Genomic DNA, 25,552 nt, shown 5'->3' with positions numbered 1-25,552 from the left:
ATTTTTTGGGAAAATAGAGAATTGGGAAGATTTTTTGTAGGAATTGTTATACCTCTTAAAGAAAATAGTGCATGCAGTGGATTTCTAGGATTTCAAAAGTTTTAGCCGTTCTCATTTTGGCTTTGGTGTTTTTTCTGGCACTTCTTTACCGGGGAGATATCTCGGCTGAGGAGATCAATACCAAATACGCAACCCCTCAATCCCACTTCATAGAAATCGACGGAGTCAATGTGCATGTTCGGTTTTTGGGGGATGGTGAACCCATTTTCCTTCTTCACGGAAGTTTTTCCTCTTTGCATACCTGGGATATTTGGCAGCAGGAGTTGAGTCCTTATTTCATGACAATCTCCTTGGATTTTCCGGGACATGGATTGACCGGACCGGATGAATTGAAGCGATATACCATCGAGGATTACAGTCATTTGGTGATGAGGTTGGCTGAAAAGCTGAATATTTCCAAGTTTCACTTGGCGGGGAATTCCATGGGTGGGGCAGTGGCCCTGAATATTGCATCCAATCGTCCGGACAAAGTTCTTTCCCTGAATCTCATCGATGCTTCAGGTGCCCCGAGGAGGGAGGTGAGAAGTCTGGATTCTATTCCTATTACCAACAGAGGTGGAGGTGCCTGGATTTTCAAACTGATCGAAAACCCGGTTTTTTCCAAAATCTTACTCAAGTGCACTCCAAAGTTCCTTTTTGCCATGAATATGAAGGAAGTATATGGGGATGATTCCAAAGTTTCTTCTACAGTGGTGGACAGATACTATGAATTGATGCTTCGGGAAGGAAACCGACAAGCCACCATGGATAGAATGACCCAAGGCAGAAGGTCCACGATTGATTTTGAGAGACTGACCATGCCGACTTTGATCCTTTGGGGTGCAAAGGACACTTGGATTCCTTTTTCTCAGGGACAGCAATTGGAAAAAGCCATTCCAGGGGCCAACCTGATCGTTTTTCCGGATGCAGGACATGTGCCCATGGAAGAAATACCGACAGAATCTGTCGCGGAATACCTGTCATTTTTAGGGGTGGAGGTTAGAAAAAACTACCTTGATCCACCTAAACAAATGGTATATGCCGATTGAATACTTGATTTATCTGGTTCTCCTGCTTCAGGTTTTGCTTCTTTTCTTTCTCTTTTTTAAAAAAGGAGGAGAAAATCAGAAGCAGGTGCTTTCAGAGGAATTTTCCAAAATAACCAAGGAACTGACTTTTTCCCTCCAGGAAAACAGAAAGGAGGTTTCCGAACGATTGACTCAGCAATTCCAGCTGGTTTTTGAGTCTCAAAGGGCAGGAGCAAAGGATCAAAGTGAGGCTTTGCGGCTATTCGGGGATACTGTCCGGCAAAGTATGAGAGACCTGCAGGAGATGCAGCGGGAGAAGTTTTCTGAGCTCAACAGAAGGCAGGAGGAGTTGGTGAGAAATACGGAGACCCGACTGGAAAAAATCCGGGAGACAGTGGATGAGAAGTTGCAGAAAACGCTGGAAACCCGGTTGGGACAATCTTTTGAATTGGTAAGCAATCAGCTACAAGCTGTGCAAAAAGGCCTGGGAGAGATGCAGCACTTGGCCAATGGGGTAGGAGATCTCAAGCGGGTTTTGAGCAATGTAAAAAACCGTGGGGTATTGGGGGAATATCAACTTCAGGCGATTTTGGAAAATATGCTTTCTCCGGACCAATTTCTTTCCAATGCCTCGGTCAACGGCTCTCGAGAGCGGGTGGAGTTTGCCGTGAAAATGCCCGGGCAGGACGAAATGGTTCTTTTGCCGATTGATTCCAAATTTCCTCAGGAATCTTATCTGAGACTGGTTGATGCCTACGAGACAGGAGATAAAATCAGCATCGACGCTTTTCGACTGGAGTTGGTGAAAGCGGTCAAAAAGTCGGCGGCGGATATTCAAAACAAGTACATTCATCCTCCGGCAACCACTGATTTTGCCCTGCTTTTTCTTCCCATGGAAAGCCTCTATGCGGAGGTACTTCGTGAACCGGGATTGGCACAGCAGATTCAGCAGGAATACAAGGTGATCGTGACAGGACCGACCACACTTTCGGCGATTTTAAACTCCCTTCAGATGGGTTTTAAAACTCTTGCCATCCAAAAAAGAAGTTCGGAAGTTTGGCAGATACTAGGAGCGATCAAAAACGAGTTTGGAAAATTTGGCGACCTGCTCGAAAAAACCCAGAAGAAGCTCAGTGAAGCCAATTCTGAGCTGGACAAACTAGTCGGGGTAAGGACTCGGGTGATCCAAAGGAAGCTGAAAGAGGTGCAAGAGCTACCTGATTCAGAAAGCCAAAACCTGCTGGATGAATAACAAATCCTGTCCGGAATCGGGATTTGGGATCGAAGATTGATATGGAATAATTCGTGGAATTGGTAAAAAGAAAAACACTGAATTCCATGTTTCACTGCCAAAAGAATTTAATTTTGTCCCTCAATTCACTCACGCTACCTACATGGGAATGAACATTGTAATCGCCGGGGCTGGGGACATGGGTTACCACCTAGCCGAGCGATTAAGTTTCGACAATAAGGACATCACCCTCATTGATACCGACCGGAATGTTTTGGATTATGTGGCCTCCAAACTGGACGTAATGACCGTTCAGGGAGATGCAACCTCTCTTGACGTGCTCGATCAGGCCAATGTCCAAAATGCAAACATGGTCTTGGCGGTCACCACTTCGGAAAAGACCAACTTGGTCACGGCGGTTTTGGCCAAGCAATTAGGGGCAAAGCGAGTGATGGCAAGGGTGAGAAATCACACGTATCTGAAAGAAGAAAATGTCCCCTACTTCAATAATCTTGGAATCGACAACTTGATTTCTCCTACCATGCTTTGTTCTCAGGAGATTGCCAAGATGATCGAAAACTCGAGTTTTACGGAGGTTTTTGACTTTGGTGGGGGCAAGCTGAACATTGTTGGGATTACTTTGGACCAATACAGTCCTTTGGTCAATCAGCGGATAATGGACACCAAAGAGGATCCCACTTATGAGGACATTCGGATCATTGCCATCGTAAGGGACCAAAAGACGATTATCCCCCGAGGAAGTACGATTATTCGAAACAATGATCACGCATTTTTTATCTCCCACAAGAAAAACACGGAAAGTATCATTGAAGCCTTGGGTCAGAAAAAGGTCCGGATCAAAAACATCATGATCATTGGTGGCGATGACATGGCTGTGACCACGGCTATCCGTCTTCAGGGAGACTATAGGATCACTTTGGTCAATAATGACAAGGAAAGGTGCAAATGGCTTGCCGAACGGCTTCCGGATACGCTGGTGATCAATGGAGATTATAAAAACATCGAATTACTGGTGGAAGAGGGATTGGAGCAAATGGATGCCTTTTTAGCACTGACCGAATCTTCGGAAACCAATATCATTACCAGTCTTTCGGCTAAAAATCACGGGGTATATAAAACCATTGCCCACGTGGATACAAGGGAATATATCCATATCTCACACAGCATCGGGGTGGATTCTCTGATCAATAAAAAGCTGGTGGCAGCCAATGAAATCACCCGATACCTGAGAAAGGGGAAAGTGGATGCGGTATCAGGGATTTATGGAGTGGACGCCGAATTTATCCAATACAGCGTTTCCAAAAATAATCGTCTTACCAAGCATCCTCTAAAAGACCTCCATTTTCCGTCTACGGCTATTGTGGCCGGAGTGATCCGAGGGGAAAATGTATTTATTCCGGATGGGGAGTTTACCCTTCACATGGATGATAAAGCTATCGTCTTGGCATTGCCTGAGGCCAAGCAAACTTTGGAAAAGCTCTTTCATTAAGCGATGGTCCATCTCAAAGCTATAGGTAAAATCATGGGAGCCTTGATGTTTTTGATCGGGGTTCTGATGCTACCTGCGGTAAGTATTTCATGGATTTACGGAGAAAATTCAGCCCCATTGGCTATTTCAGCAGCTATCTCCGTTTTTCTTGGACTAGTCTTTTTCTTTTCTTTTGCCAAATATGATCAGCTCATCCGGAAGCGGGAAGGATACTTGATCGTTGCCTTGAGCTGGGTAATCATGTCTCTTTTCGGAATGTTGCCGTTCTTGCTTTCGGAAGAAATTACCAGTCTTTCCGATGCAGTTTTTGAAACGGTTTCCGGATTGACCACAACCGGAGCGTCTATTCTTAACGACATCGAAGCCATGCCCAAAGGCCTCCTTTTTTGGCGGAGTATGACTCAGTGGATTGGAGGTTTGGGAATCATCGTATTGACTGTTGCTATTTTCCCGCTTTTGGGAATTGGTGGGTCTGAACTCTTTGTAGCTGAGTCGCCCGGACCCACTTCGGATAAAGTACACCCCAGAATTTCTGAAACAGCGAAGCGTTTGTGGTATATCTATGTGGGCTTAACTGCGCTAGCTACTTTGGCCTATTGGATCGGGGGAATGACTTTTTACGATGCGATCAACCATGGCTTGACCACCATGGCTACGGGAGGTTTTTCCACCAAAAATGCCAGCATGGCCTATTATGATTCGGCATTTATCCAATATGCTGCTGTCTTTTTTATGTTTTTGGCGGGGACTAACTTTACGCTGATCTACTTTGGATTGGTGGGAAGGTTTTCCAGAATTGTGAAAAGTGACGAGTTTAAAGCATATAGTGGAGCCGTCATTTTGCTCACTTTGGGACTCTTTGTAGGCATTTTCTTCAACTCCGACAATGGGGTAGAATTATCCTTTAGGAAGGCTTCTTTTCAGGTGGTTTCATTGATTACCACCACAGGATTTGTTACGGATGATTATACCCAATATGGAAAAGGCATCTCCTACATTTGCTTTATGATGCTGTTTTTGGGTGGTTCCGCAGGTTCCACTGCAGGAGGGATCAAGTTTATCCGTCACGTGACCTTCCTCAAAAACTCTTGGCTTGAATTCAAGCGAATCGTTCACCCACGTGCGATCGTACCCTTGATCATCAACGGAGAGCGGGTCACAGGAAGAATCATCAATAACATCATGAACTTCCTTTTGATCTACCTCAGCACCTTTGTGGGAGGTTCATTGGCGATTTCGTTGCTTGGCTATGACCTTTCCACCTCACTTGGAGCGGTGGCTACCTGTTTGGGAAATGTGGGTCCGGCAATTGGGGAAGTAGGTCCGGTTGATAACTTCGCCTTTTTCTCGCCTGCGGCAAAGTACATCCTGTCCTTCCTGATGCTCTTGGGTCGTTTGGAGTTGTTCACGATTCTGATTCTGTTTACTCCGTTTTTCTGGAGAGCCAATTAATCCACTTCTTCCATCTGAGCCAGAATTTTGGCCACCTTATCTTCCACACTTTCTGAGGAAATGTTGGTACGGCTGAGTCTGTCTACCATGATCGGAAAGGAGAAAGGAGTAAACTGGGTCGGGTATTGAATGCTGAATCGGGAGCGGTTCAGTTTTTTCATTGCCCGAATGAACATCTCCTGCTCCATCTGCTGATTGAGTGCCTCTTGGCGAGCTTGTGTAAGAAGGAGGTTTTCCGGGTCATATTGCTCAAAAACTTGAAATAGCAAGCTGGAATTGGCCTGAATGTGCTTGAAAGAGGTGGGCTTGCCGGGATAGCCCTGAAAAACCAATCCCGCAATGCTGGCGATTTCCCTGAATTTCCTTCGGGACATCTCACTTTCATTGACGCAGTGAAGGATATCTTCCTCAATGTTTTTCAGGGTAAAAATATCTTCCTCAATCAGCTCCTCGATCGAAATCGGCGAATCAGACAAGATTTCAAAGCCATAGTCATTCATGGCCATGTTCAGAGAGACGGGGTAGCTTTGGGAAATCCGATAAGCGATCAAGGCACTCATCAATTCATGCATCATTCTCCCCTCAAAAGGGTAGAAAAACAGATGATATCCATCCCTGGACTGAAGGGATTCGATCAGGAAAGTCTCCCCATCCGGTACTACGGATAGTTTGCTCTGCAGATCAAGAATGGGCAACACCCTTTGCACTTCCTCAGATCGGATGATTCCTTGGTTGTATTCCTTGAAAATCTCCCGAATCTTATCTGAAAGCATGGAAGACAAAGACATTCTTGCTCCCATCCAGCTCACCACATTTGAAGTCTTCTTTTCGGACACTTTCACAAAAACATCCATCCCCTTCACCTGAAGGAGTTCCAAGCTTCGTCCTGCAAAAAAGAAACGGTCCCCAACTTTCATTTTGGAGATGAAATACTCTTCTACCGAACCGAGATAAGTGCCATTCTTGAACTTCACCCGCAGATTGACATCCGAGACGATGGTGCCCATACTGAGCCGGTGCTTCATGGCGATTTTCTTGCTTTTGACCCGGTAGAGCCCATCTTCATCTAGGACAACTTTGAGAAAATCCTCGTAATTGCCCAATGAAGCTCCTCCTTTGGTGATGAAGTCCATGATCCATTGTTTCTCCTCTTCATTCAGTTTGGAGAAAGACCGGGTCCTCTTGACCAAAGGAAAAATAAATTCAGGATCAAATCCCTCTCCAACAGCCAAGGTGACCAAAAACTGAATCAGCACGTCGTAGGGCAGTTCAGGAGTGTACTGGGATTCCATTTCTTCCTTTTCGATGGCATTCCGGAGAGCTGCTGCTTCGACCAGTTCAAGTGCATTGGTGGGGACAAAGAATATTTCTGAAGGAAGTCCGGGTTGATGGCCTGCCCGTCCAGCCCGCTGTACAAAGCGACTGACTCCTTTTGGGCTTCCCACTTGGATGACCCGGTCCACAGGCCTGAAGTCTACTCCCAAATCCAAACTTGAAGTGCACACCACCAGTTTCAGGATTCCTTCATGGAGCGCATTTTCTACCCAGGCCCTCACGGACATATCCAAAGAACCATGGTGCATGGCAATCCAGCCTGCCCAGTCGGGTCGGGTTTCCAGGATTTTCTGGTACCAAATTTCTGTTTGGGAGCGGGTATTGGTGAAGAGAAGTACTGATTTGCCGCTTTCAATGATTGAGATGACCTGATCAAGCATGCGAATGCCCAAGTGGCCTGCCCAAGGGTATTTTTCGATTTCCTCCGGAAAGACAGAACGAATCAGGATTTCCTTTTCTACTTTGGCTTTGACGATGTGGATGGGAAGTTCATTACCCAATAGCGTTTGGGCGGCCTGCTGAAGGTTGCCAATGGTAGCCGAGACAGCCCATCTTCTGAACTGATTGGGGCAGATGGCCTGAAGGTATTCCAAAGCCAGCTGAACCTGCACTCCTCGCTTGTTTCCTACCAGTTCATGCCATTCGTCTACGACCACTGCTTTCAGAGACTGAAAAAGATTCCTGTGATCTTTTTGGGAAATGAGAATATGCAGTGTCTCCGGCGTGGTAATCAGGCATTGGGGAGGCCGACGTTTCAGAGCTGCTCGGGTTTTGGCGTCGGTGTCTCCATTTCGTACTACGACCTGCCAGGGAAGGCCGATGGTGTCGCAGACCTCTTGCATGGCTTTTTGGAGGTCTTGTGCCAAAGCTCGGAGAGGAGTGACCCAAATCAACTGAATTCCGTCATTTTTTGGGGTTTTCCAAGTATCTGGATGATTTTGGATGTATTCCAAAATGGCTGGGAACCAAAGTGCAAAGGTCTTTCCCGAACCGGTAGGCGCATTGAGAAGTCCTGACTTTCCTGCCAAAAAATCTCTCCAGGTCTCCAACTGAAAAGGAAAAGGATTCCAGCCTTTTTGCCTGAAAAACTCCAAGCCGATTTCCAGATTCTTATCCTCCATAGACTTTGAGCAGGGATTTCAGGTCTTCCAGTGTATTCGCTTCCTCCATAGGTTTGTCTTTTCTCCAGCGTGAAATTCGGGGAAATCTCAATGCAATCCCGCTTTTGTGACGGGGACTGTCCTGAATTCCTTCGAAGGCAATTTCAAAAACCAACTCAGGTTTCACGGTCCTTACAGGCCCAAAGCGCTCCTTGGTATTCTTTTTCACAAAAGCATCCACCTCTCGCATTTCCGCATCGGTCAGCCCAGAGTAGGCTTTGGCGAAAGGAACCAAACGGTCTCCTTCCCACACTCCAAAGGTGTAATCCGAATAGAGGTCAGCTCTCCGTCCATGGCCTTTTTGAGCGTAAATCATCACCCCGTCAATGGTCAGGGGTTCGATTTTCCATTTCCACCAGCTTCCCCGCTTTCTTCCAGCTTCGTAGGGAGAATCGAGTTTTTTTAGCATCAGGCCTTCGGCAAAGTGCTCTCTGGACTCCTGTCGGATGATCCCAAGATCTTTCCAAGATTTGGGGGATAATGCCTCCGAAAGCTCAAATCCGGGATGAGCATGGGATTGATGCAGTTCATGAAGAATTTTTTTTCGCTCTGCCAAAGGCCAATCCCGGATATCTTTTCCCTTCCACTCCAGCAAGTCATAGACGAGAAGACTTACAGGTGCTTCTGTCAGCTGCTTTTTGCTAAGGTTCTTTCTTCCGATTCGGGTTTGGAGAAGTGCAAAGGGTAGGGGTTTGCCTTCACTGAAGGCGAGAATTTCACCGTCTAGGACTGTTCCGTCCGGGAGATTTTCGGCCAAATCCAGAAGCTCAGGGAACTTCTCATTGACCAGTTCTTCTCCTCGACTCCAGACAAAAGTTTCACCTTGTCTACGGATAAGCTGCCCCCGAATTCCGTCCCATTTCCATTCGGCAAACCACTCGCTTCTTTCTCCCAACTCCTCCGGCTCGGCCTCCAATGGATGCGCCAAAAAGAAAGGGTAAGGCTTGGACAGGTCCTGCTCAATTTCGCCTTGGTCAAATAGGTCGTCAAAACTCAGGTTTAGCGGATCCCAATTTCCCATCAGTGCGTGGGCAATCTGGGATTTGTCCCGGTCAAGATACTTTGCCAAGGCTTGGATCATCAAGTTTTGACTGACTCCGATTCGAAAGCCTCCTGTGATCAGCTTGTTGAATACAAAGCGCTCCGTGCGGTCCAACTCGTCCCAAGCCTGAACAATGAAGACTTTCTTGGATTCTTCTTCTTGATTTTCCAAGGAAATCAATCGATCAATCCATTCCGAAAGCGTCAGCGAGTTGGATTGTTTGGCTTGGGGGAGAAGTAAAGCAATGGTTTCGGCCAAATCCCCAACCGTATGATAGCTTTCTTCGAAAAGCCATTCGGGAATCCCGGACTTTTCCATGCACCATTCCCGCAGTTGTCGGGTATTGACCTGCCTTTTGGGCCTCCGGTGGGAAAAAACTGCAATGGCCCAGACTTTATCAGAATCGGCCGCTTCTTCAAAAAACTGAAGCAATGCGTCCACCTTGTCTCCAGTCTTGTTGGATTGGTCCAATCGGGAGATGAGTTGGGCAAAATGCTTCATGGGCGGATGTTCAAAAGGTGAAGCTCAGGAAAGTGAGCTAGATCACCGAAAATGTGGTTTTAATTGATAATTTTAGCTAATAAATGAACAGCTTCCCAGAAGTGTTCGTTAGAAATGAAAAACTCGGAATTTATGAAAAAGTTAATCCTTGGATTGGTCGTAATGGCTGGCTTGTGGTCTTGCAGCGAGCAAGAGCCCGATCTTTATACAGGACGTCAATTGGAATTTGAACTTTTTAAGTCCAGTGATTATGATTTTGATGGAAACTTGGTCGTGAAAGAGCTGACCGATGGTAACTTGGAGTTGACTTTGAGAATGGATGGGCCTACTTCCAATACGGACTATTCATTTCCGGCCCATCTTCACTTTGGAAGCTACGACCAGGCAGACTCACCGATTGCTTTCATTTTAAATCCTGTCTCTGCCAAAGACTTGAAATCGGTTACCCAATTGGGTCAATTATCCAATGGGTCAAGACTTACCTTTGAAGAAATGTCCCTATTTGACGGGCATGTCAAAATCCACTTAGCTAACGAAGGGCCTGATTACGAGGTGATTTTGGTAGCAGGAAATGTAGGAGTTAATCCATCAGCCGGATTTGATCCCCAAAAAGTTGCAGTCTGCGGAAAAGATTTCTGAACAAACTGAACATAAAGCATAAAAAAAGCAGCCCGAAAGCTGCTTTTTTTGTTTGGGTCATTTTTTGAATTAGTTGATCACAACCGGGAATGTGATATCCAAGTCTGATTCGCCTCCAGCCTGTACGAAATTCGCAAAATTAGGATTGTTCGCACCAGGGAAGTTTTTGTCCAAATCGTGTCTTAAGACTACTCTCATTTGGGCATTGTTAGTTCCAGGAGAAGAAGAAACGCCAAGTCGATTTAGAAGACCTAAAGCGATTCCGTTAGGGTCTGAATAGGCAATCGTCAGGATATTGCTATCAAAACCGCTTCCTAAGAAATAGAATTGGTGCTCATCAGCTTCCTCTTCAATTTCTTCTGTGATGTCTTCGTTTTCGATAGAGTTAAATACCTCAATGGACATGAGGTAGGTTTTTCCTCTTGTAAGGGTGACTGTTTCGATAGTGGGAGAACCACCTACTTCTATACCCTGAGGGTCACTCGCTGTGAAAGAAAATGGACTGCCTACCGGGTTGTTGCTTTGATCCACTTCTTGGAAGGAAAGCGTTACATCTGTGATTACTTCGCCATCGTTTTCTTCTACCGGATCATCACTTTCGCAAGAAGCAAAGGCAAAGCCAAGTGCTGCAAATAGGTACAACGGTAGTTTGGTGTAGTTTTTCATAAGGATTTTTGGTTAAAATTGATAGTTGAGTTTGATTAATATATTTCTTCCCATATCCGCGGTGAAGTAGCGGAAACGGTTCATGTATTCTTTGAATTCAGTATTGAAAAGGTTAGTCACCTGAAGCCCGAGATTAAGTGAATTGTCACCGAGTTTGATTTTCCTTTGGTATCCCAGATTAAACAGGGCATAGGCCGGTGGGGCAGGTGCCAAGTCAAAATCAGGCTCCCGGGTCTGCTGAGCCACCAACAAGTTGCTTAATGTAATTCTGTTATTTGGCTGGTCTTTCTTTCCAAACTGATAAGAAAGTCCCCAATCCATCCTGTCTGAAGGAATGAAAGGGAAGAAGCTGTCTTCCTCTGTATTTCGAGCCCGGATTAGGGATCCTTTCAGGTAGCCACTGAACTGGTCAGTGAAAGAATAGCTTCCCGACAAGTCTACCCCATAGAAGAAGGCGTCGGCTTGAAGGTATTCGTACACATTAAATGTTCCTCTCAGACTGACAAAGGTCTCTCCTGTGGGATTGAGGTAGATGTAATTGTTGATCCGGTTGGCATAGGCAGTGAGCTCGATCAGTGCTTTTTTGCTCTCGTATTCCAGGCCATTGACCCATTTCACGGAGTTTTCAGATACCATATCCGGATCTCCGATTTCTACTGCTGCGGCGCCATGATGCAGGCCTTGGCTGAAAAGCTCATTGATATTAGGTGGTCTCCAAGCTGTTCCCAGATTGGAAGTGAAGGAGAAATAAGGGCTCAATTGATACCTACCCCCAAAGAAGGCAGAGAAGTTTTGGTAATCCAGATCTGCCTGCTGAAGCTCACTTCCGACAAATCGGGCCGCGCTGACGGTTCGGAAATCATAGCGCAGACCCCCTTCCAGTTCCAAAGGACCTTTGAGGTACTTTTCCATCGCATAGATTCCGGCATTGATCATGTCGTAGTTAGGAATCAATGGTGTAACTCCAGTACCCGGTACATTAGAATTAGCCTGTTGAATTACATTCACTCCAAAAGAACCACTCCATGTATTCTTCCGGGTGTGATCCACAAAGAGATCAAGTGTGTTGGTAAATAATTCCAAATCCAAACTGGGTCGGCTGTTCAGCTCACCTCTTCTTCGATCAAACTCCTGTCGCTGATTGAGTTGGAATCCGTATTGAAAATTTATTTTCCATTCCGGAGATAGGTGATAATGGGTCTTGACTTTGGCCAAATGGTGGGATACTACCTGCTTTGGATTGTTGATTTCGTAGGTGAAATCGGGTTTGATAAAAGGCTCTCCATTGTTGATGATTTCCTGCAAATCGGAAAGATTTCCGGTGTGGGAATCCCTCAAAATCCCAATTTCTGTATTGAAGAAGCTGTAATAGAGTTCCGCTCCCAACTTTTGGGAACTGTAGCCTGTGGAAGCAGAGAAGTTGTACTCGGCCATTCCGGTATTTCCCTGATAATAGTTGGGTGTTCGGACATTTCCGGCACGTTTAGCCGAACCTTGAACCCGGTAACCTAGCCCTTTGATCTTGTCCGAACCTCCGGTATGAGCAGCTGAAATGTTGCCCATATAAGAGTTTGTTCCTCCCAGAATGTGAATATCAGTTTGATTTTTCTTCGAGGTGGGCAGGGAAGGAGGATTGACCAAAATGACTCCGCCCATCGCTTCCGGACCGAAACGCACTGTTTCCGCACCTTTGATCACCGTGATTTCATCAGCCAGAAAAGGATCAATTTCCGGTGCGTGTTCTGCACCCCATTGTTGACCTTCCAGACGGATTCCGTTGTTTAGGATCATGATTCGATTGCTGTGAAGGCCGTGAATCACTGGCTTGGAAATGGTGTTTCCGGTAGAAAAAGTAGTCACCCCGGCCACTCTTTTTAGACTTTCACCCAAGCTTTCTCCTCTGGATTCGAGAAGGGCTTCACCATAAAGGGAGGTGACAGCCGTGGTGGTCTGCACACTTTCTCTGTGTCCATGCACCTCTACTCCTTCCAAGCCTATGGATTCTTCCTTCATTCTGAAAGTCTGATTGAGTGATGTTCCGCTCAATTCTATGGTTGTACGAATTTCCTGGTGTCCGATATATTGAACCATTATGGTGTAAGTTCCGGGGCAGAGGTCACGGATGATAAAATTCCCATTTGCATCCGAAACTGCTCCGGTTCTGTTTTCCAGTACCATCACATAGGCTGCCTCTATTGGGTTGTCATTTTCTTGATGAAGAATTTTACCTCTGAGCACCAGATTGCATCTTTGAGCCATAGACAATCCATTTCCTAGGAGGAAAAAAGAAAGAAGGCTGAAGAGAAACGCTTTTTGTAACACCGTTGCAAAAGTAGTTTTTGCTAATTCATTTAACCAATCTTTTTGAAACAAAGTTGCATAGATTTTTAAGTGGTCGATAAACTGGATGTATTGAAGGAGCTGGAATTGACAAAAAAAAATCCGGCTTTGCTAAACCGGATTGAGTTTGTTTTGATGGAGATTAACCCAACCAAGCCGCCCATGGAATACGGCTTAGAATCAATACCAGACCTATTGCGTAAAGCATGTAAATACTTCTGAATTTGGCTCGGGAATCTACCAGTTTCTTTGCGCGAATATATCCCACAGAAATCAAGATGATCGCTACGATATTGATCAAAGGATGCTCCAAAGCGGTCAGGCGAGCGGCTGAGTCAGACATAGCACCACCGCCGGTCAACAAGGAAAAGCCCAAGGGACTTACGAAGTAAAGAATCAATCCGATCAAAAGCTGGGTATGAGAAAGGATAAAGGCGATCATGGCGATTTTTCGGTCTTTTTCAGTAAATGCTCGTCCTGAAAGTGATCCGATCAGCGCATAGATGATTACCAAAACCAAAGCAGCTAGAGCCAAATAAGCCAGTCCTGAATGGGCATGTTGAAGTCCTGTGTACATAGTTGTATTTTTTTACCGATGTGAAAATAGCACAAATGAAAGTAGGAAAAGCTCCCTATTGTTCGAATTCTTTATTCGACATATAAAACCAGTCCTTTTAGATACTCTGTTTCAGGGTGAAAAATATTCACCGGATGATCCGCAGGCTGGGAGAGGTGGTGTAGGATTTTCACTTTTCTTTTGCTTTCCATAGCTGCCGCAGTGATGGTGTGGGCAAATAGATTCTTGTCCACTACCTGACTGCAGGAAAAGGTGAAAAGGATGCCTCCGGGTTTAATTTTTCTGATTGCTTCAAGATTAAGCCTTTTGTAGCCCTGCACGGCATTGTGGCGGGCTTTGATGTTTTTGGCAAATGCCGGAGGGTCCAAAATGATCAGGTCAAAATCATCCCCGATTTCACGAATGTACTTGACGACATCAGCCACAATGGATTCGTGACGGCCCTCAAAGCCTGGATTTAGCTTCACATTTTCCTCGGTCAACTCAATGGCTTTGGGGGAAATATCCACCGAATGGACCTCCCTTGCGCCTTCCTGAAGAGCTAAGACTGAAAACCCTCCTGAATAGCAGAAGGTGTTGAGTACTTTTTTCCCTCTGGCGTAGGTGGAGACCAGTTTTCTGTTTTCCCGCTGATCGATAAAAAAGCCTGTTTTCTGCCCTTTTTCCCAGTCAATTCTGTAATTGGCACCGTATTCCTGGACCAAATCAGTGTCTGCTTTTCCCCATACCCAATGATTGGAAGCAATACCGGAATCCCGGGGAAGGGTCTCTGAACTCTTGTCGTAGATACCTTTCAGTTCACTTCCATATACTTCCCGAAGAGCTTGTGCAATATCTTCCAAGTGCCGATGAATCCCTACATGATGGGCTTGGATTACCGCGGTTCCTTTGTAATAATCAATGATCAGACCCGGGACCAAATCTCCTTCTCCATGGACTAATCGATACACGTTAGTTTCTTGATTATCAGTTAATCCAATTCTCTTTCTTAAATCAAAGGCCGAAGCAATTTTCTCTTTCCAAAACGCTTGATCAATCTCTCTTTCCTCAAAGGAAATGATTCTTACCCGAATGGAACCATTGGAAAAATGGCCGATTCCAAGGAATTCATTTTTATAGGAATAAACCGAAACCAATTCCCCGTTTTCCAGACTGGGTTCAGCCTTGGCCACAGCTCCGGAGAAGACCCAATGGTGTCTGCGATAGAGAGAGATCTCTTTGCCTTTTTGAAGAAATAACCTAGGATAATTCATGCTCTGCTTGATTTTTTGTCAGGGAAGGAAAAGCTTCCCAAGATCATGGATACTATACTTGCCCCCAATCCAAAAAGATGGGTTTCCTCCACCCAGTCGTAATTTTCGGCTGCGAGATAGGCAATCATCCCAAACACCATAGACATCAGTGCCCCCATTTTGGAGGCCTTTTTCCAATAGAGTCCAGCGGTAAGGGGTACGAAAAGGGATACGAGCATCAAGATGGACGCACCGGCTACCAATTCGTAAATATTGGATTTCCAAGAAGCCATCAAGATAGCAATGAGGGCTACCAAGACCACATTGATTCTCAATATCCAAAGAAAATGCCTGTCATCCAGTTTTTCCCCAAAGTAGGGACGAATGATATTTTCAGAAATGATCGCAGAAGGGGCCAATAGCCCGGAACTTGTGGTACTCATGATTGCGGAAATCAAGGCGCCGAAGAAAACAATCTGGATTCCGATTCCTCCATGCTGCAAAATCATAGAGGGAAGCAGCATCTGCTTATTTTCCAGGTAAAGCTCGGGATAAAGTACTTTGGCACCCAAGGCTATGAAAAGAGGAAGTAAGCCAAAGGTCAAATAGAAAATACCTGCCAAATAAGTGGACTGAACGGCTACTTTTTGCGATTTGGAGGCCATGACCCGCTGATAGATGTCTTGGGATGGAATGCTTCCCAAGCCCAGAATTGCCCATGCTCCGAGGTATTTGGTCCAAGCTGACCAGGTGTTTTCCGGGAAAAACTGAAAGCTTTCGGGAGGTGCTTGCGCAAATATCTCCTGAACCCCACCCGCCTCTTGTGCAACGGTCACTGCTACCCAAACCAACCCGACTACTATCATGGTGGTCTGGATAAAGTCCGTGATAGAAATGGCCCACATTCCTCCCAGGAAGGTGTAAAACACCACAATGCCTCCTGAAATGAGAATACCTTGAAGTAGGGTCAGATCAGTTACTGCACCCAAGACCAAACTGAGAGCTACCAATTGGGCAGCGACATAGCCGAAATAGGCCGGAATCATGAAGATCGAGGCAAAAAACTCAACCCTTCTTCCGAATATCTTTTTGAATACGTCCCCAATCGTCAGCACATTCATTCCATACATGGGCCGCAGATAAAACATTCCGAAGAGAATCAGACAAAGAGCTCCACCAAAAGGATCTTCGATTACTCCCAAAAGACCTTCTTCCAGATACACCGAGGAAGCCCCGAAGATCGTCTCCGAACCAAACCAAGTGGCGAAAAGAGCTGAAGCAGAGAGAAATAGGGGCAAGGATCGTCCAGCCAGGACAAAATCACCGGAGTTTTTCACCAGTTTGGATGACCACACGCCAATGCCGACGGTCACCCCCAAATAGATTAGAATTGCGGTGAGTAGCAATTCAGTAGGACTTAGCTTTTTCCATACATTTTCTCTCGCAGAGCTTTGATCTCTTCGCTTGCCAAGTAATCGTCGTAAGGCATTCTGCGATCAATGGTGCCATTTGGAGTGAATTCCACGATCCGGTTACAGGAAGACTGCACAAAGGTGTGGTCATAGGAGCTCATCAATACGGTTCCCTGGAATTCGATGATCGCGTTGTTGAATGCAGTGATGGATTCCAAGTCCAAGTGATTGGTCGGTTCATCCATGACCAAAAGGTTGGGATTTTGGAGCATCATTCGGGAAATCATGCAGCGGACCTTTTCCCCTCCGGAAAGAACAGAACACTTTTTCAACGTCTCTTCGCCCGTGAAAAGCATTCTTCCCAGAAAGGTTCGGACGTAAGCCTCTTCCTGATTGCTGGAATATTGTCTCAGCCAGTCGATCAGATTCAATTCTGACTGGAAATATTTGGAGTTGTCATTGGGGAGATAAGCTTTGTTGATGGTCACTCCCCATTTCAAGCTGCCTTTGGTGGGCTTGTTTTCCTCCATGATGACTTCAAAAAACTTATTAACCGCCTGTTTAGTCTTTGAGATGAAAGCGATTTTATCCCCTTTGTCCACCATCAGGTTCACATCAGTGAAGTAGGTGATTCCGTCTTCCTTCAATTCCAGATTTTCAGTCATGAAGATTTGGTCTCCGGCTTCTCTTTCCTGCTTAAACTGGATTCCCGGATACTTTCTGCTGGAAGGCTCGATGTCGTCCACATTAAGTTTTTCGAGCATCTTTTTTCGAGCGGTAGCCTGACGGGACTTAGCCACGTTGGCAGAGAATCGGGCGATGAATTCCTGAAGTTCTTTTCGCTTTTCGTCTGCCTTTTTGTTTTGGTCGGAGCGCTGCTTGAGAGCAAGTTGGGAAGACTCATACCAGAAGGTGTAATTACCTGAGTAGATTTTGATCTTGCCAAAGTCAATATCCACGATATGAGTGGAGACAGTATCCAAAAAGTGACGGTCGTGAGATACAACTATGACCAGGTTTTTGAAATCAATCAGGAAGTCTTCCAGCCAAACGATGGTTTCTGCATCAAGGTCGTTGGTAGGTTCGTCAAGAATCAGGATATCCGGATTGCCAAAAAGAGCCTGTGCCAAGAGGACACGTACTTTTTGGTTACCGGCCAGGTTTTTCATGGGAGTGTAGTGGATGTCCTCAGAAATCCCCAAGCCGGATAGGAGGGCAGCCGCATCCGATTCTGCATTCCAGCCATCCATTTCCGCAAATTCAGCTTCAAGCTCAGAAGCTCGAATTCCGTCTGCTTCGGAAAAATCCTCTTTCAGGTAGATGGCATCTTTTTCTTCCATGATGGAATACAACTTTTTGTGACCCATCAATACGGTCTTCAGCACTTCCACCTCATCAAATTCGAAGTGATTTTGCTTCAAAACGGCCATTCTCTGACCTGGAGTGATATTGATGGCTCCTGAAGTAGAGTCGATTTCTCCGGAAAGGATTTTTAGAAAAGTGGATTTTCCGGCTCCGTTGGCCCCAATCACCCCATAGCAGTTGCCGGGAGTGAACTTGAGATTGACATCTTCAAAAAGTGTTCTTTTTCCAAACTTAAGGGAAAGATTATCTACTGAAATCATGGGTGTGTTTTTGCTTTAAGAAGGCGCAAAGATAGGGAATAATAATTTTTCCATGGAGTCTCCTCTAGGCCCTTACTCAAAAGCGAGGAGGAAAATTTGACCAATGACAATAAATTAAAAAGGACGTTGGCTATATTGTAAAGCGTATAATTTGCCCAAAATGTCCATCAGGCCAGTATTTATTGCTTTCGTTTCATTTTTGATTCTGTTTGTCCACGGATATTCCTCTTATGGCCAACTTTCCACCGTAGGCAAAGAATTTTGGGTAGGCTTTATGGACAACAACCGGGTGCTAGGTGGCGGTCCAAACAACCCCGGAGCACCTGATTTTGCTGTTTTGATCATCACTGCCAATGAGGATGCGACAGGATTTATAGAATATTTGAATGTATCCGTTCCTTTTTCTATCAATTCCGGCCAGCAGTTTTCGATTAGGGTTCCTTCGGAAGATTTGGACCTTTTGCATCGATCCTCAGGAGTGATTGAGCGAAAGGGGATCTATATTTCTTCCACAGGAAAAGTAGCTGTGCATGCCTATAATGAGCGCTTCAGAAGTGCAGACGGTACGGTGGTTTTGCCTGTTGGGGCCTTGGGAAAGGACTATTACATCACTTCTCATTATGAAATCATGACTGCCCCGGTCAATTACAATGCAAACCTGAATGACGAAAGTACCTTGCTTGTGGTAGCCACTGAAGACAATACCACAGTGGAAATTACTACTTCTGTCGGGACTTTGAGCGGAAATCCAGCCCGCTCTCCGTTTACCATCAATCTCAATCGGGGTCAAAGCTATCAGCTCAAAGCCAAAGCTGACCTGACAGGCTCACGAGTCCGGGTCGTAGGAGATAATGCGGATGAATGCAAGAAAATCGCTGTTTTCGGTGGAAATAAATGGACCTCAGTTGGGAATTGTGGAGAGGCAAATGATCACCTTTTTCAGCAGGCTTACCCGGTGAATACTTGGGGGACTTCATTTGCCCATGTTGCACTGAATGGACGGACTTCCGGAGAATTGGTCAAGGTTTTGGCCTCGGAGGATAATACGGAAGTATTCGTCAATGGAGCCTCCCGTGGAAGCATCAACCGGGGAGAATTTCTTTCTCTTGAGTTTGGGATCAATGAGTCAGGGAAAATCGATACATCCAAACCCGCCTCAGTTACTGTTTTTTCCAAAAGTATGGCCTGTAATCAGCCAAATTCTCCCAGCCAACTTTCAGGAGATCCATTCATGATTACCTACAGCCCTGCCGAGCAGTTTCTTACCCAGCTTACTTTCAACTCACTTAATCTTCCATCCATTACAAGTCATTATGTCAATATTGTAGTCAAGACCGGCGAGCAAAACAGAACACTTTTGGATGGGCAAAATATCGGTGGGCGTTTTTTTCCGCTTCCCGGTGATCCTGATTTACAATACGCCCGAGTCAACATCACTCAAGGAGTGCACCGATTGAATAATCCCTCAGGATTTAATGCCTTTGTTTATGGATTTGGGGAATTGGAATCTTATGGGTACGCCGCAGGTGCCGCATTGGACAATCTCAATTTTCAGACAGAGACGGAGTATGGATTTGATGTTGTGGGCGAAAAAGTGGCTTGTCTCAATGTGGAAGGAGTATGGGATGTGAAGCCGGACAATCCTGATTTCAGCTATTTTGTTTGGGATTTTGGGGATGGTTCGGATCCGGAAGTAGGAAAGCAAGTGCCACATACTTTTTCTCAGCCGGGGGTCTATGAAGTGACAATCACCGCGGCTTTGAGTCCTAATTCATGCGATGAGCAGGAGGAAGTGGTATTTGAAGTGGAAGTTTTGGAGACGAAGGCGGAGATCTTAGGCGAGCAGTCAGTATGTCCTGAGGTCGAGGAGGTTCTTTATCGCATAAAGGGAAAAGAGAATGTGGCTGGTGGGATTTTTGAAATAGAAGGAGGGGAAATCTTGCAGGATTACGGGGATTCGGTATTGGTAAAGTGGGGAGCTGCAAATCCTGAAGCCCTTGTTCGATTGATTCCGTTTTCTCCCAATGGATGCCCCGGGGAAGCCATCGAATGGCCGGTGGTGATCAATCAGCGCATCGAAGTGACTGAGGCCGAAGGGGCAGAGGAAATTTGCTTTGATCCGAGCCTATCCTATTTCTATGAAGCACCTAATTCCAGTAGTTCGAGAGGCTATGAATGGACAGTCACAGGAGGTCAAGTCGTTTCTGGACAAGGTACTTCTCGTGTGGAAGTGATTTGGGATCAGCCGGGGATCGAGGGCGAAATCGAGTACGTGGCTTTCAGCTTGATCGATAATTCCTGTGAGGGAAAAGCTCCTGTTCATCGGGTGAGTATAGCTCCTGAGTTTACCGCAAGGATTCAAAATGTCCAGGATGTAGCCTGCAATGGAGATAATTCCGGTTCGATCCGTCTGGAAATATCAGGCGGGACGGGAAGCTATACCTATACGTGGTCACACGATTCCAGTCTGAATTCTCCCAATGCGAATCAGCTTTTGGCCGGAGTTTACACCGTTGAGATTAGAGATGAGCGGGGTTGCCTCAGAACGGTGGAGAATATTGAAATAGTAGAACCCGAAGCCTTGAGCGTAGTATCTGTTTCCCCTGTTGCTACTTCTTGCTTTGGAAAAGCGGATGGTGAACTGGAATTGGAGATAGCTGGAGGTGTAGCTCCCTACACAGTAGATTTTAATGGCCAAAATGTATTTTCCGGTCGGTTAAGTTTGGATCAATTGCCTCAAGGGACGTATCAGTGGGAAGTGATCGATGCCAATGGGTGCAGGATTCCGGTTAGTTTTGATATAGATTCACCTCCAGCTTTGCAAGTAGATGTCCGATTGGAAAAGCCTGCTTGCCCGGGAGGTGCTGAGGGAGAATTATTGGCTTTGCCAGCAGGAGGAAACGGGCCTTTCGTATTCCAGTGGAATACGCTGTCCCGATCAGGGGCTTCGGTCGATGGCTTAAGTGCCGGTCAATATGATCTGGAAGTTACAGATGCGAATGGTTGTGTAAGTCTGGGAAGAGGGATAGTTTCTGAGGCTGCCCCCCAAGTCCGGATGCCAACAGGTTTTGATCCGAGACAGTCCCCGGGGCTTTATGAAGGCGTTTCAAACTGTGAGGCGGCTTTTCAGTTGTTTATCTACAATCGCTGGGGACAATTGATCTATTTTGGAAACACAGGCTGGGACGGAACTTACCAAGGCGAAGAGGTGCCAACAGGGACCTACACCTACAGAGCCATTTATTCGTACTCTCTGGAAGGAATTCCTGAAAACAAGGAATTGCAAGGTTCATTTTTTCTCGTTAGATAGAAACTCAAATTGGGGTGGTAAATGAGACTGGAAGGCAAAGCAATCGGAATAAGCAGCATACTGGCCCTGCTTTTATTTCTTTTGCCATTGGAAAGCTTTTCTCAGGTCAATACCCTAGGCAAGGAGTTTTTTGTTGGTTTTCTGGAAAATGGAAGGCCTCTTGACTCAGTCAATGTAGCTCCTGAAAAAGCACTGATCATCCTTACAGCCAATGAAAGGTCAATTGGAACGATCACTACTCCAAGACAGAGTATTCCTTTTGAATTGGAAAAAGGGCAGCAGTTTGTCCGGGAGTTTGATGCCAATGCAGAAGGGCTCATTCTCTCGGCTTCCGGAAGGGTAGAAAAGCGATTTGTGCAGATTGTATCTTCGGGAGAATTGGCCGTACATGCATTAAATGGTCGGTCCTACAGTACGGACGGAACCGTGGTTTTGCCCAAAGAGTCTCTCGGATTGGATTACTTGGTCATGTCCCATCACGAGAGGGCGCTGATTACCGGGTCTTCCCTCAATCATACCACCCTGGAAAGTTCCCTTTTGGTCTTAGGAACAGAGGACAACACTGAGGTGGAAATCATTCCCTCAGCTCGAACCCAAACGGGCATTCCCATCAATTACTCCTTAAAAATCACCCTCAATCAAGGCGATGCCTATCAAATCAAAGCCGATGCGGATTTGACAGGAACAATCGTTCGGGTGATCAATGACAACGAAACCAATTGTAAGAAAGTCGCGGTGTTTGGTGGAAACCGAATGTCCAGTTCGGGAATCTGCGGGACTACGGGGGATCACCTTTTTCATCAGGCTTATCCTACGAATACTTGGGGAAAATCCTTTGTCCATATCCCGCTAAAAGACCGGACCTCAGGTGAGTTTGTCAAAATTCTGGCAATGGAAGACAATACTGAAGTCTATGTCAACGGGAGACTGGAGACCCGTCTCAATGCCCGAAAATACACCCAACTGGAGTTTGACAAGAGCCAAGTGGTGCATATCGAAACTTCCAAACCCGCTTCTATGGCCGTTCTGTCCAAAAGCGGCTTTTGCAATGAGTTCTTCGTGGCCTCCTTGGGTGACCCTACACTTTTTGCCTATTCCCCCACCAATCAGATGATCCGTGAAGCTCCCTTCTCTACAGGCAAGCTTTATGGGCGATTCAATATTTCCCTGAAGCATTATATCAATGTCTTGGTCAATAAAGGGACTGCCTCTCAGACTAAACTGGACGGGCAGAATATAGGAAGTTTGTTTCGTTCGGTCCTAGGTGCCGACTTTGAGTACCTGCAAATGGAAGTAAGTGAGGGGCCGCATATCCTGAGTAACCCGGAAGGGTTTATTGGCTATGTCTATGGTTCGGGTCAGGTCGAATCTTACGGATATCCTATTGGTCTTGGAATGGAAAGTATCCAGTTTGAGACGGAGACTAATTATGCTTTTGAAGTGGAGGGAGATCGGGTAGGTTGTCTGAATCAGGAAGGAACTTGGAAGATATTGCCCGAAGATCCCATTTTCACCGAATTCGAGTGGAATTTCGGAGATAGCACATCCCTGAAGCAAGGGCAGGAGGTAAGCCATACCTTCACCCAGCCGGGTAAGTATCTCGTGGAGGTGTTTGCCTCATCGGGTTCGGGAGACTGTGATGAGCAGGAAACCTTCCGCTTTGAAGTGGAAGTAAAGGAGATTTCCGCTCAAATCTCCGGTCCGGAGTCGGTTTGTCCGCTTTTGGATGAGCAAGTTTACAACCTGACTGATACCGTAAATGTCCATCGGGTCGATTGGGAGATTGAGGGAGGAGAGATTTTGGAAGAATCTTTAGAGTCGGTAAAAGTGAGATGGGGAGCTCCTTCTACCACAGCTTTTATTCGCGCCACCCCATTCACCGATCAGGGTTGCCCGGGAGAAACGGTCCGGCTAAATGTGGAAATTACTGAGGCGATTGAACCGGCTTTGCCCAAAGGGGATTCAGGGCTATGTGGTGGGGAGAATGATTTGATTTATGAAGTTCCTTTTCCCAATGAAAATCGAATCTATACCTGGACCGTTACCGGAGGTGTTTTGACTTCCGGTCAGGGAACGGCTCAGGTGAACGTGACTTGGGATCTGAATGCCCCGGTAAAGAAGATTTTCTATGAGGAGAAAAATACAGCCAATCCGTCCTGTTTCGGGGTTTCTGAAGCTTTGAGCGTGGTGATTTACCCTGAATTTCGCTTGGGAAGCGCCGATGTATTGACTCCAGCCTGTCCGGGTCAATCCAATGGCCGGATTCAGGTCAATCCTCAAGGCGGTTCTGGCGTGTATGATTTTGAATGGTCTCATGACCCCAAGCTCAACTCGGCGGTCGCTCAGGGACTTCCCAGCGGAACCTATGAGGTTTGGGTCAGAGATCGTTCGGGTTGTGCCGAGGAGCAGCTTAGCATCACCTTGGAAGAGCCTCAAGCCTTGGAGGTTCAGGGCGAACCTGATGCGTTTTCAGTTTCTTGCTTTGGAGGAAATGACGGAATGGCTGAAATCCGACTCAGGGGAGGAACCCCACCTTATTCGGCAGTAGGCTTTCAATCCATTTGGGATGGGAATGTCCTTCAGGTATTGGGCTTGGAGGCTGGAGAAAATGAGATTCTTGTCGAGGACCAACGCGGTTGTCAAATCGGGGTTTCCCTGGAAATCGAGTCTCCCGATGAGCTTACGGTTTTGGCTTTGGTCAATAATCCCGGTTGCGAGGGAAGTTTGGATGGAGAATTGGAATTGCAGATCAGTGGTGGAACCGGTCCTTATGAAGTGATTTGGGACAATGGACAAACAGGAAATAGACTGGTAGAGCTTCCATTTGGGGAGTTTGGCTACACCATTACCGATGCGGAGGGATGCGTGCTCACCGGAAAAGCCCAAGTCAATCAGGCCAAAGCACAGGTCAGAATGCCGACAGGTTTTGATCCGGAACGTGGACGCTTCGGTCCGGTTTCCAATTGCAGCATTGATTATGAACTTTTCATTTGGGATAAATGGGGAGGATTGGTTTATCGGGGAAGAGAGCCTTGGGATGGACTTTTGAATGGCACCGAGACTCCTCCGGGATCTTTCTCCTTCCTAATCCGCTATAGCTATCAGTGGCAAGGAGAGCGTGTCACCGAGGAGCAAAAGGGAGTTTTTACCTTAATCCGATAACTTTTCTGCTTTGAATTGGGAGGATTTGCAATAGTTTTGTTCTGAATTCACTTTTATACCGAATGAAGAAAATTTTGATTACCGGAGGAGCCGGATATATCGGTTCCCATACCGCAGTGGAGCTTTGGGCTGCAGGAATTGAGCCCGTTATTTTGGATGATTTATCCAATTCAGACCCAAAAGTTTTGGATCGCCTGGAGGAAATCACGGGTAAGCGATTTCAGTTTTACTCCGGGGATTGTAGCGATCGAAACCTCCTGAATACCATCAGCAGTGAGCATCAATTGGCTGGAGTAATTCATTTTGCCGCTTTTAAAGCTGTAGGAGAAAGTACCCGATTGCCACTGAAATATTACCGGAATAATGTCAGCGCACTGATTGTCCTTTTGGAATGGATGCAGGATATGAAGATCAAAGATTTGGTGTTTTCCTCATCCTGCACGGTCTATGGTCAGCCTGAAATCCTTCCTGTGACCGAGGCTACTCCACGTCAGGAAGCTGAAAGTCCCTATGGCAATACCAAGAAAATATGTGAGGACATTCTGATCGATGTGGTAAAAAGCAAGGGAGGAATCCGGGTGATTTCTCTTCGGTATTTCAACCCGGTAGGAGCGCATCCGAGCAGCAAAATCGGTGAGTTGCCTTTGGGTACACCAAACAATCTGGTTCCATTTATCACCCAAACTGCCGCGGGAATCCGGGAAAAACTCACGGTTTTCGGCGATGATTATGACACTCCGGACGGAAGCTGCATCCGGGATTATATTCATGTGGTGGACTTGGCCGATGCCCATTTGAGGGCTTTTAGCTATCTGGAAAATCAGCCTGCCGATTTCTACGAGGTATTTAATGTGGGTACAGGTCAGGGCAATTCCGTTTTGGAAGTGATCCAAACCTTCGAAAAAGTTAGTGGGCAAAAGCTCAATTACGAAATCGGACCAAGAAGACCCGGCGACGTGGTGCAGGTCTGGGCGGATACCACCAAAATCAATCAGGTGCTGGGCTGGTATCCCAAATTCTCCCTGGAAGACTCCATGCGGGACAGCTGGAATTGGCAGAAAAGCCTATAGATCAAAAAGAGCCATCATCGATGGCTCTTTTTGATTTAGTACCCCGCGGCCTGCCCATCTTTTCGGGATTCGGAGGCCTATGCCTTTCAGGTTTTTTTAGCCCGAGAGGATGATTTTTGATGAATAGTCTTTTTCAACTGTCCAAGTTTTATATCTTTAATTTCAAAACCATCCCGAGATTTTTTCAAGGATTTGGAGATCAACTTTTGGCTCCATTAAAA

At 46.1% G+C, this 25,552-nt stretch carries 16 protein-coding genes; 8 read left to right on the top strand and 8 right to left on the bottom strand.

Annotated elements, in window-relative coordinates; all coding sequences use genetic code 11:
- Nucleotides 1-71: 71 nt before the first annotated feature.
- The 4 genes from AAA938_RS13505 (at nt 72) to AAA938_RS13490 (ending at nt 5,260) form a co-directional block, all read left to right on the top strand.
- Nucleotides 72-1,088, top strand: coding sequence for an alpha/beta fold hydrolase (locus AAA938_RS13505; protein WP_338229270.1), 1,017 nt, complete (start codon nt 72-74; stop codon nt 1,086-1,088).
- Nucleotides 1,078-2,319, top strand: coding sequence for a DNA recombination protein RmuC (locus tag AAA938_RS13500; protein ID WP_338229269.1), 1,242 nt, complete (start codon nt 1,078-1,080; stop codon nt 2,317-2,319). Before AAA938_RS13505 ends, AAA938_RS13500 begins: the two co-directional genes overlap by 11 nt.
- 142 nt (nt 2,320-2,461) lie before the next feature.
- On the top strand, nt 2,462-3,808 hold the full coding sequence (trkA, locus tag AAA938_RS13495; RefSeq protein WP_338229268.1) for a Trk system potassium transporter TrkA: 1,347 nt from the start codon (nt 2,462-2,464) through the stop codon (nt 3,806-3,808).
- 3 nt (nt 3,809-3,811) lie between these two features.
- Nucleotides 3,812-5,260, top strand: a complete 1,449-nt coding sequence (locus tag AAA938_RS13490; protein WP_338229267.1) for a TrkH family potassium uptake protein — start codon at nt 3,812-3,814, stop codon at nt 5,258-5,260.
- On the opposite strand, the gene AAA938_RS13485 is transcribed toward AAA938_RS13490, so the two are convergent.
- Nucleotides 5,257-7,716 (bottom strand): ligase-associated DNA damage response DEXH box helicase, encoded by a 2,460-nt coding sequence (locus AAA938_RS13485; RefSeq protein WP_338229266.1) that lies wholly within the window; start codon nt 7,714-7,716, stop codon nt 5,257-5,259. The genes AAA938_RS13490 and AAA938_RS13485 overlap by 4 nt on opposite strands.
- Nucleotides 7,706-9,298, bottom strand: a complete 1,593-nt coding sequence (locus tag AAA938_RS13480) for an ATP-dependent DNA ligase (protein ID WP_338229265.1) — start codon at nt 9,296-9,298, stop codon at nt 7,706-7,708. Before AAA938_RS13480 ends, AAA938_RS13485 begins: the two co-directional genes overlap by 11 nt.
- Nucleotides 9,299-9,430: 132 nt before the next feature.
- On the opposite strand from AAA938_RS13480, the gene AAA938_RS13475 reads away from it, so the two are divergent.
- The gene (locus AAA938_RS13475) at nt 9,431-9,937 is read left to right on the top strand and encodes a hypothetical protein (RefSeq protein ID WP_338229264.1); all 507 of its coding nucleotides are present in this window, start codon (nt 9,431-9,433) and stop codon (nt 9,935-9,937) included.
- A 69-nt stretch (nt 9,938-10,006) separates the two neighbouring features.
- Here the strand turns inward: AAA938_RS13475 and AAA938_RS13470 are convergent, their stop codons facing one another.
- The 6 genes from AAA938_RS13470 to AAA938_RS13445 form a co-directional block, all read right to left on the bottom strand.
- A complete protein-coding gene (locus AAA938_RS13470) occupies nt 10,007-10,603 on the bottom strand; it encodes a hypothetical protein (RefSeq protein ID WP_338229263.1) in 597 nt (198 codons plus the stop codon).
- Nucleotides 10,604-10,615: 12 nt separating this feature from the next.
- The gene (locus AAA938_RS13465; protein ID WP_338229262.1) at nt 10,616-12,862 is read right to left on the bottom strand and encodes a TonB-dependent receptor; all 2,247 of its coding nucleotides are present in this window, start codon (nt 12,860-12,862) and stop codon (nt 10,616-10,618) included.
- Between the two features lie 223 nt (nt 12,863-13,085).
- The gene (locus AAA938_RS13460; RefSeq protein WP_338229261.1) at nt 13,086-13,520 is read right to left on the bottom strand and encodes a hypothetical protein; all 435 of its coding nucleotides are present in this window, start codon (nt 13,518-13,520) and stop codon (nt 13,086-13,088) included.
- 71 nt (nt 13,521-13,591) lie between these two features.
- Nucleotides 13,592-14,773 carry a class I SAM-dependent rRNA methyltransferase gene (locus AAA938_RS13455; protein ID WP_338229260.1) on the bottom strand — a complete coding sequence of 394 codons (1,182 nt, stop codon included), beginning with the start codon at nt 14,771-14,773 and terminating at the stop codon, nt 13,592-13,594.
- Nucleotides 14,770-16,158, bottom strand: a complete 1,389-nt coding sequence (locus AAA938_RS13450) for a high affinity choline transporter 1 (protein ID WP_338229259.1) — start codon at nt 16,156-16,158, stop codon at nt 14,770-14,772. The genes AAA938_RS13455 and AAA938_RS13450 overlap by 4 nt, the downstream gene beginning before the upstream one ends.
- An 11-nt stretch (nt 16,159-16,169) precedes the next feature.
- Nucleotides 16,170-17,789, bottom strand: a complete 1,620-nt coding sequence (locus AAA938_RS13445) for an ABC-F family ATP-binding cassette domain-containing protein (protein ID WP_338229258.1) — start codon at nt 17,787-17,789, stop codon at nt 16,170-16,172.
- A gap of 160 nt (nt 17,790-17,949) precedes the next feature.
- Here AAA938_RS13445 and AAA938_RS13440 point away from each other — a divergent pair, with 160 nt between their 5' ends.
- The 3 genes from AAA938_RS13440 (at nt 17,950) to galE (ending at nt 25,331) form a co-directional block, all read left to right on the top strand.
- Nucleotides 17,950-21,099, top strand: a complete 3,150-nt coding sequence (locus tag AAA938_RS13440) for a PKD domain-containing protein (RefSeq protein ID WP_338229257.1) — start codon at nt 17,950-17,952, stop codon at nt 21,097-21,099.
- Nucleotides 21,100-21,120: 21 nt separating this feature from the next.
- A complete protein-coding gene (locus tag AAA938_RS13435) occupies nt 21,121-24,261 on the top strand; it encodes a PKD domain-containing protein (protein WP_338229256.1) in 3,141 nt (1,046 codons plus the stop codon).
- A 62-nt stretch (nt 24,262-24,323) separates the two neighbouring features.
- On the top strand, nt 24,324-25,331 hold the full coding sequence (gene galE / locus AAA938_RS13430; RefSeq protein ID WP_338229255.1) for a UDP-glucose 4-epimerase GalE: 1,008 nt from the start codon (nt 24,324-24,326) through the stop codon (nt 25,329-25,331).
- Nucleotides 25,332-25,552: the final 221 nt, after the last annotated feature.

The sequence above is a fragment of the Algoriphagus taiwanensis genome, assembly GCF_036245645.1.
In the GTDB taxonomy this organism is placed as follows: Bacteria; Bacteroidota; Bacteroidia; order Cytophagales; family Cyclobacteriaceae; genus Algoriphagus; species Algoriphagus taiwanensis.
The sequence above is the reverse complement of the archived record's forward strand: the minus strand, read 5'-3'. Positions and strand labels throughout refer to the sequence as shown.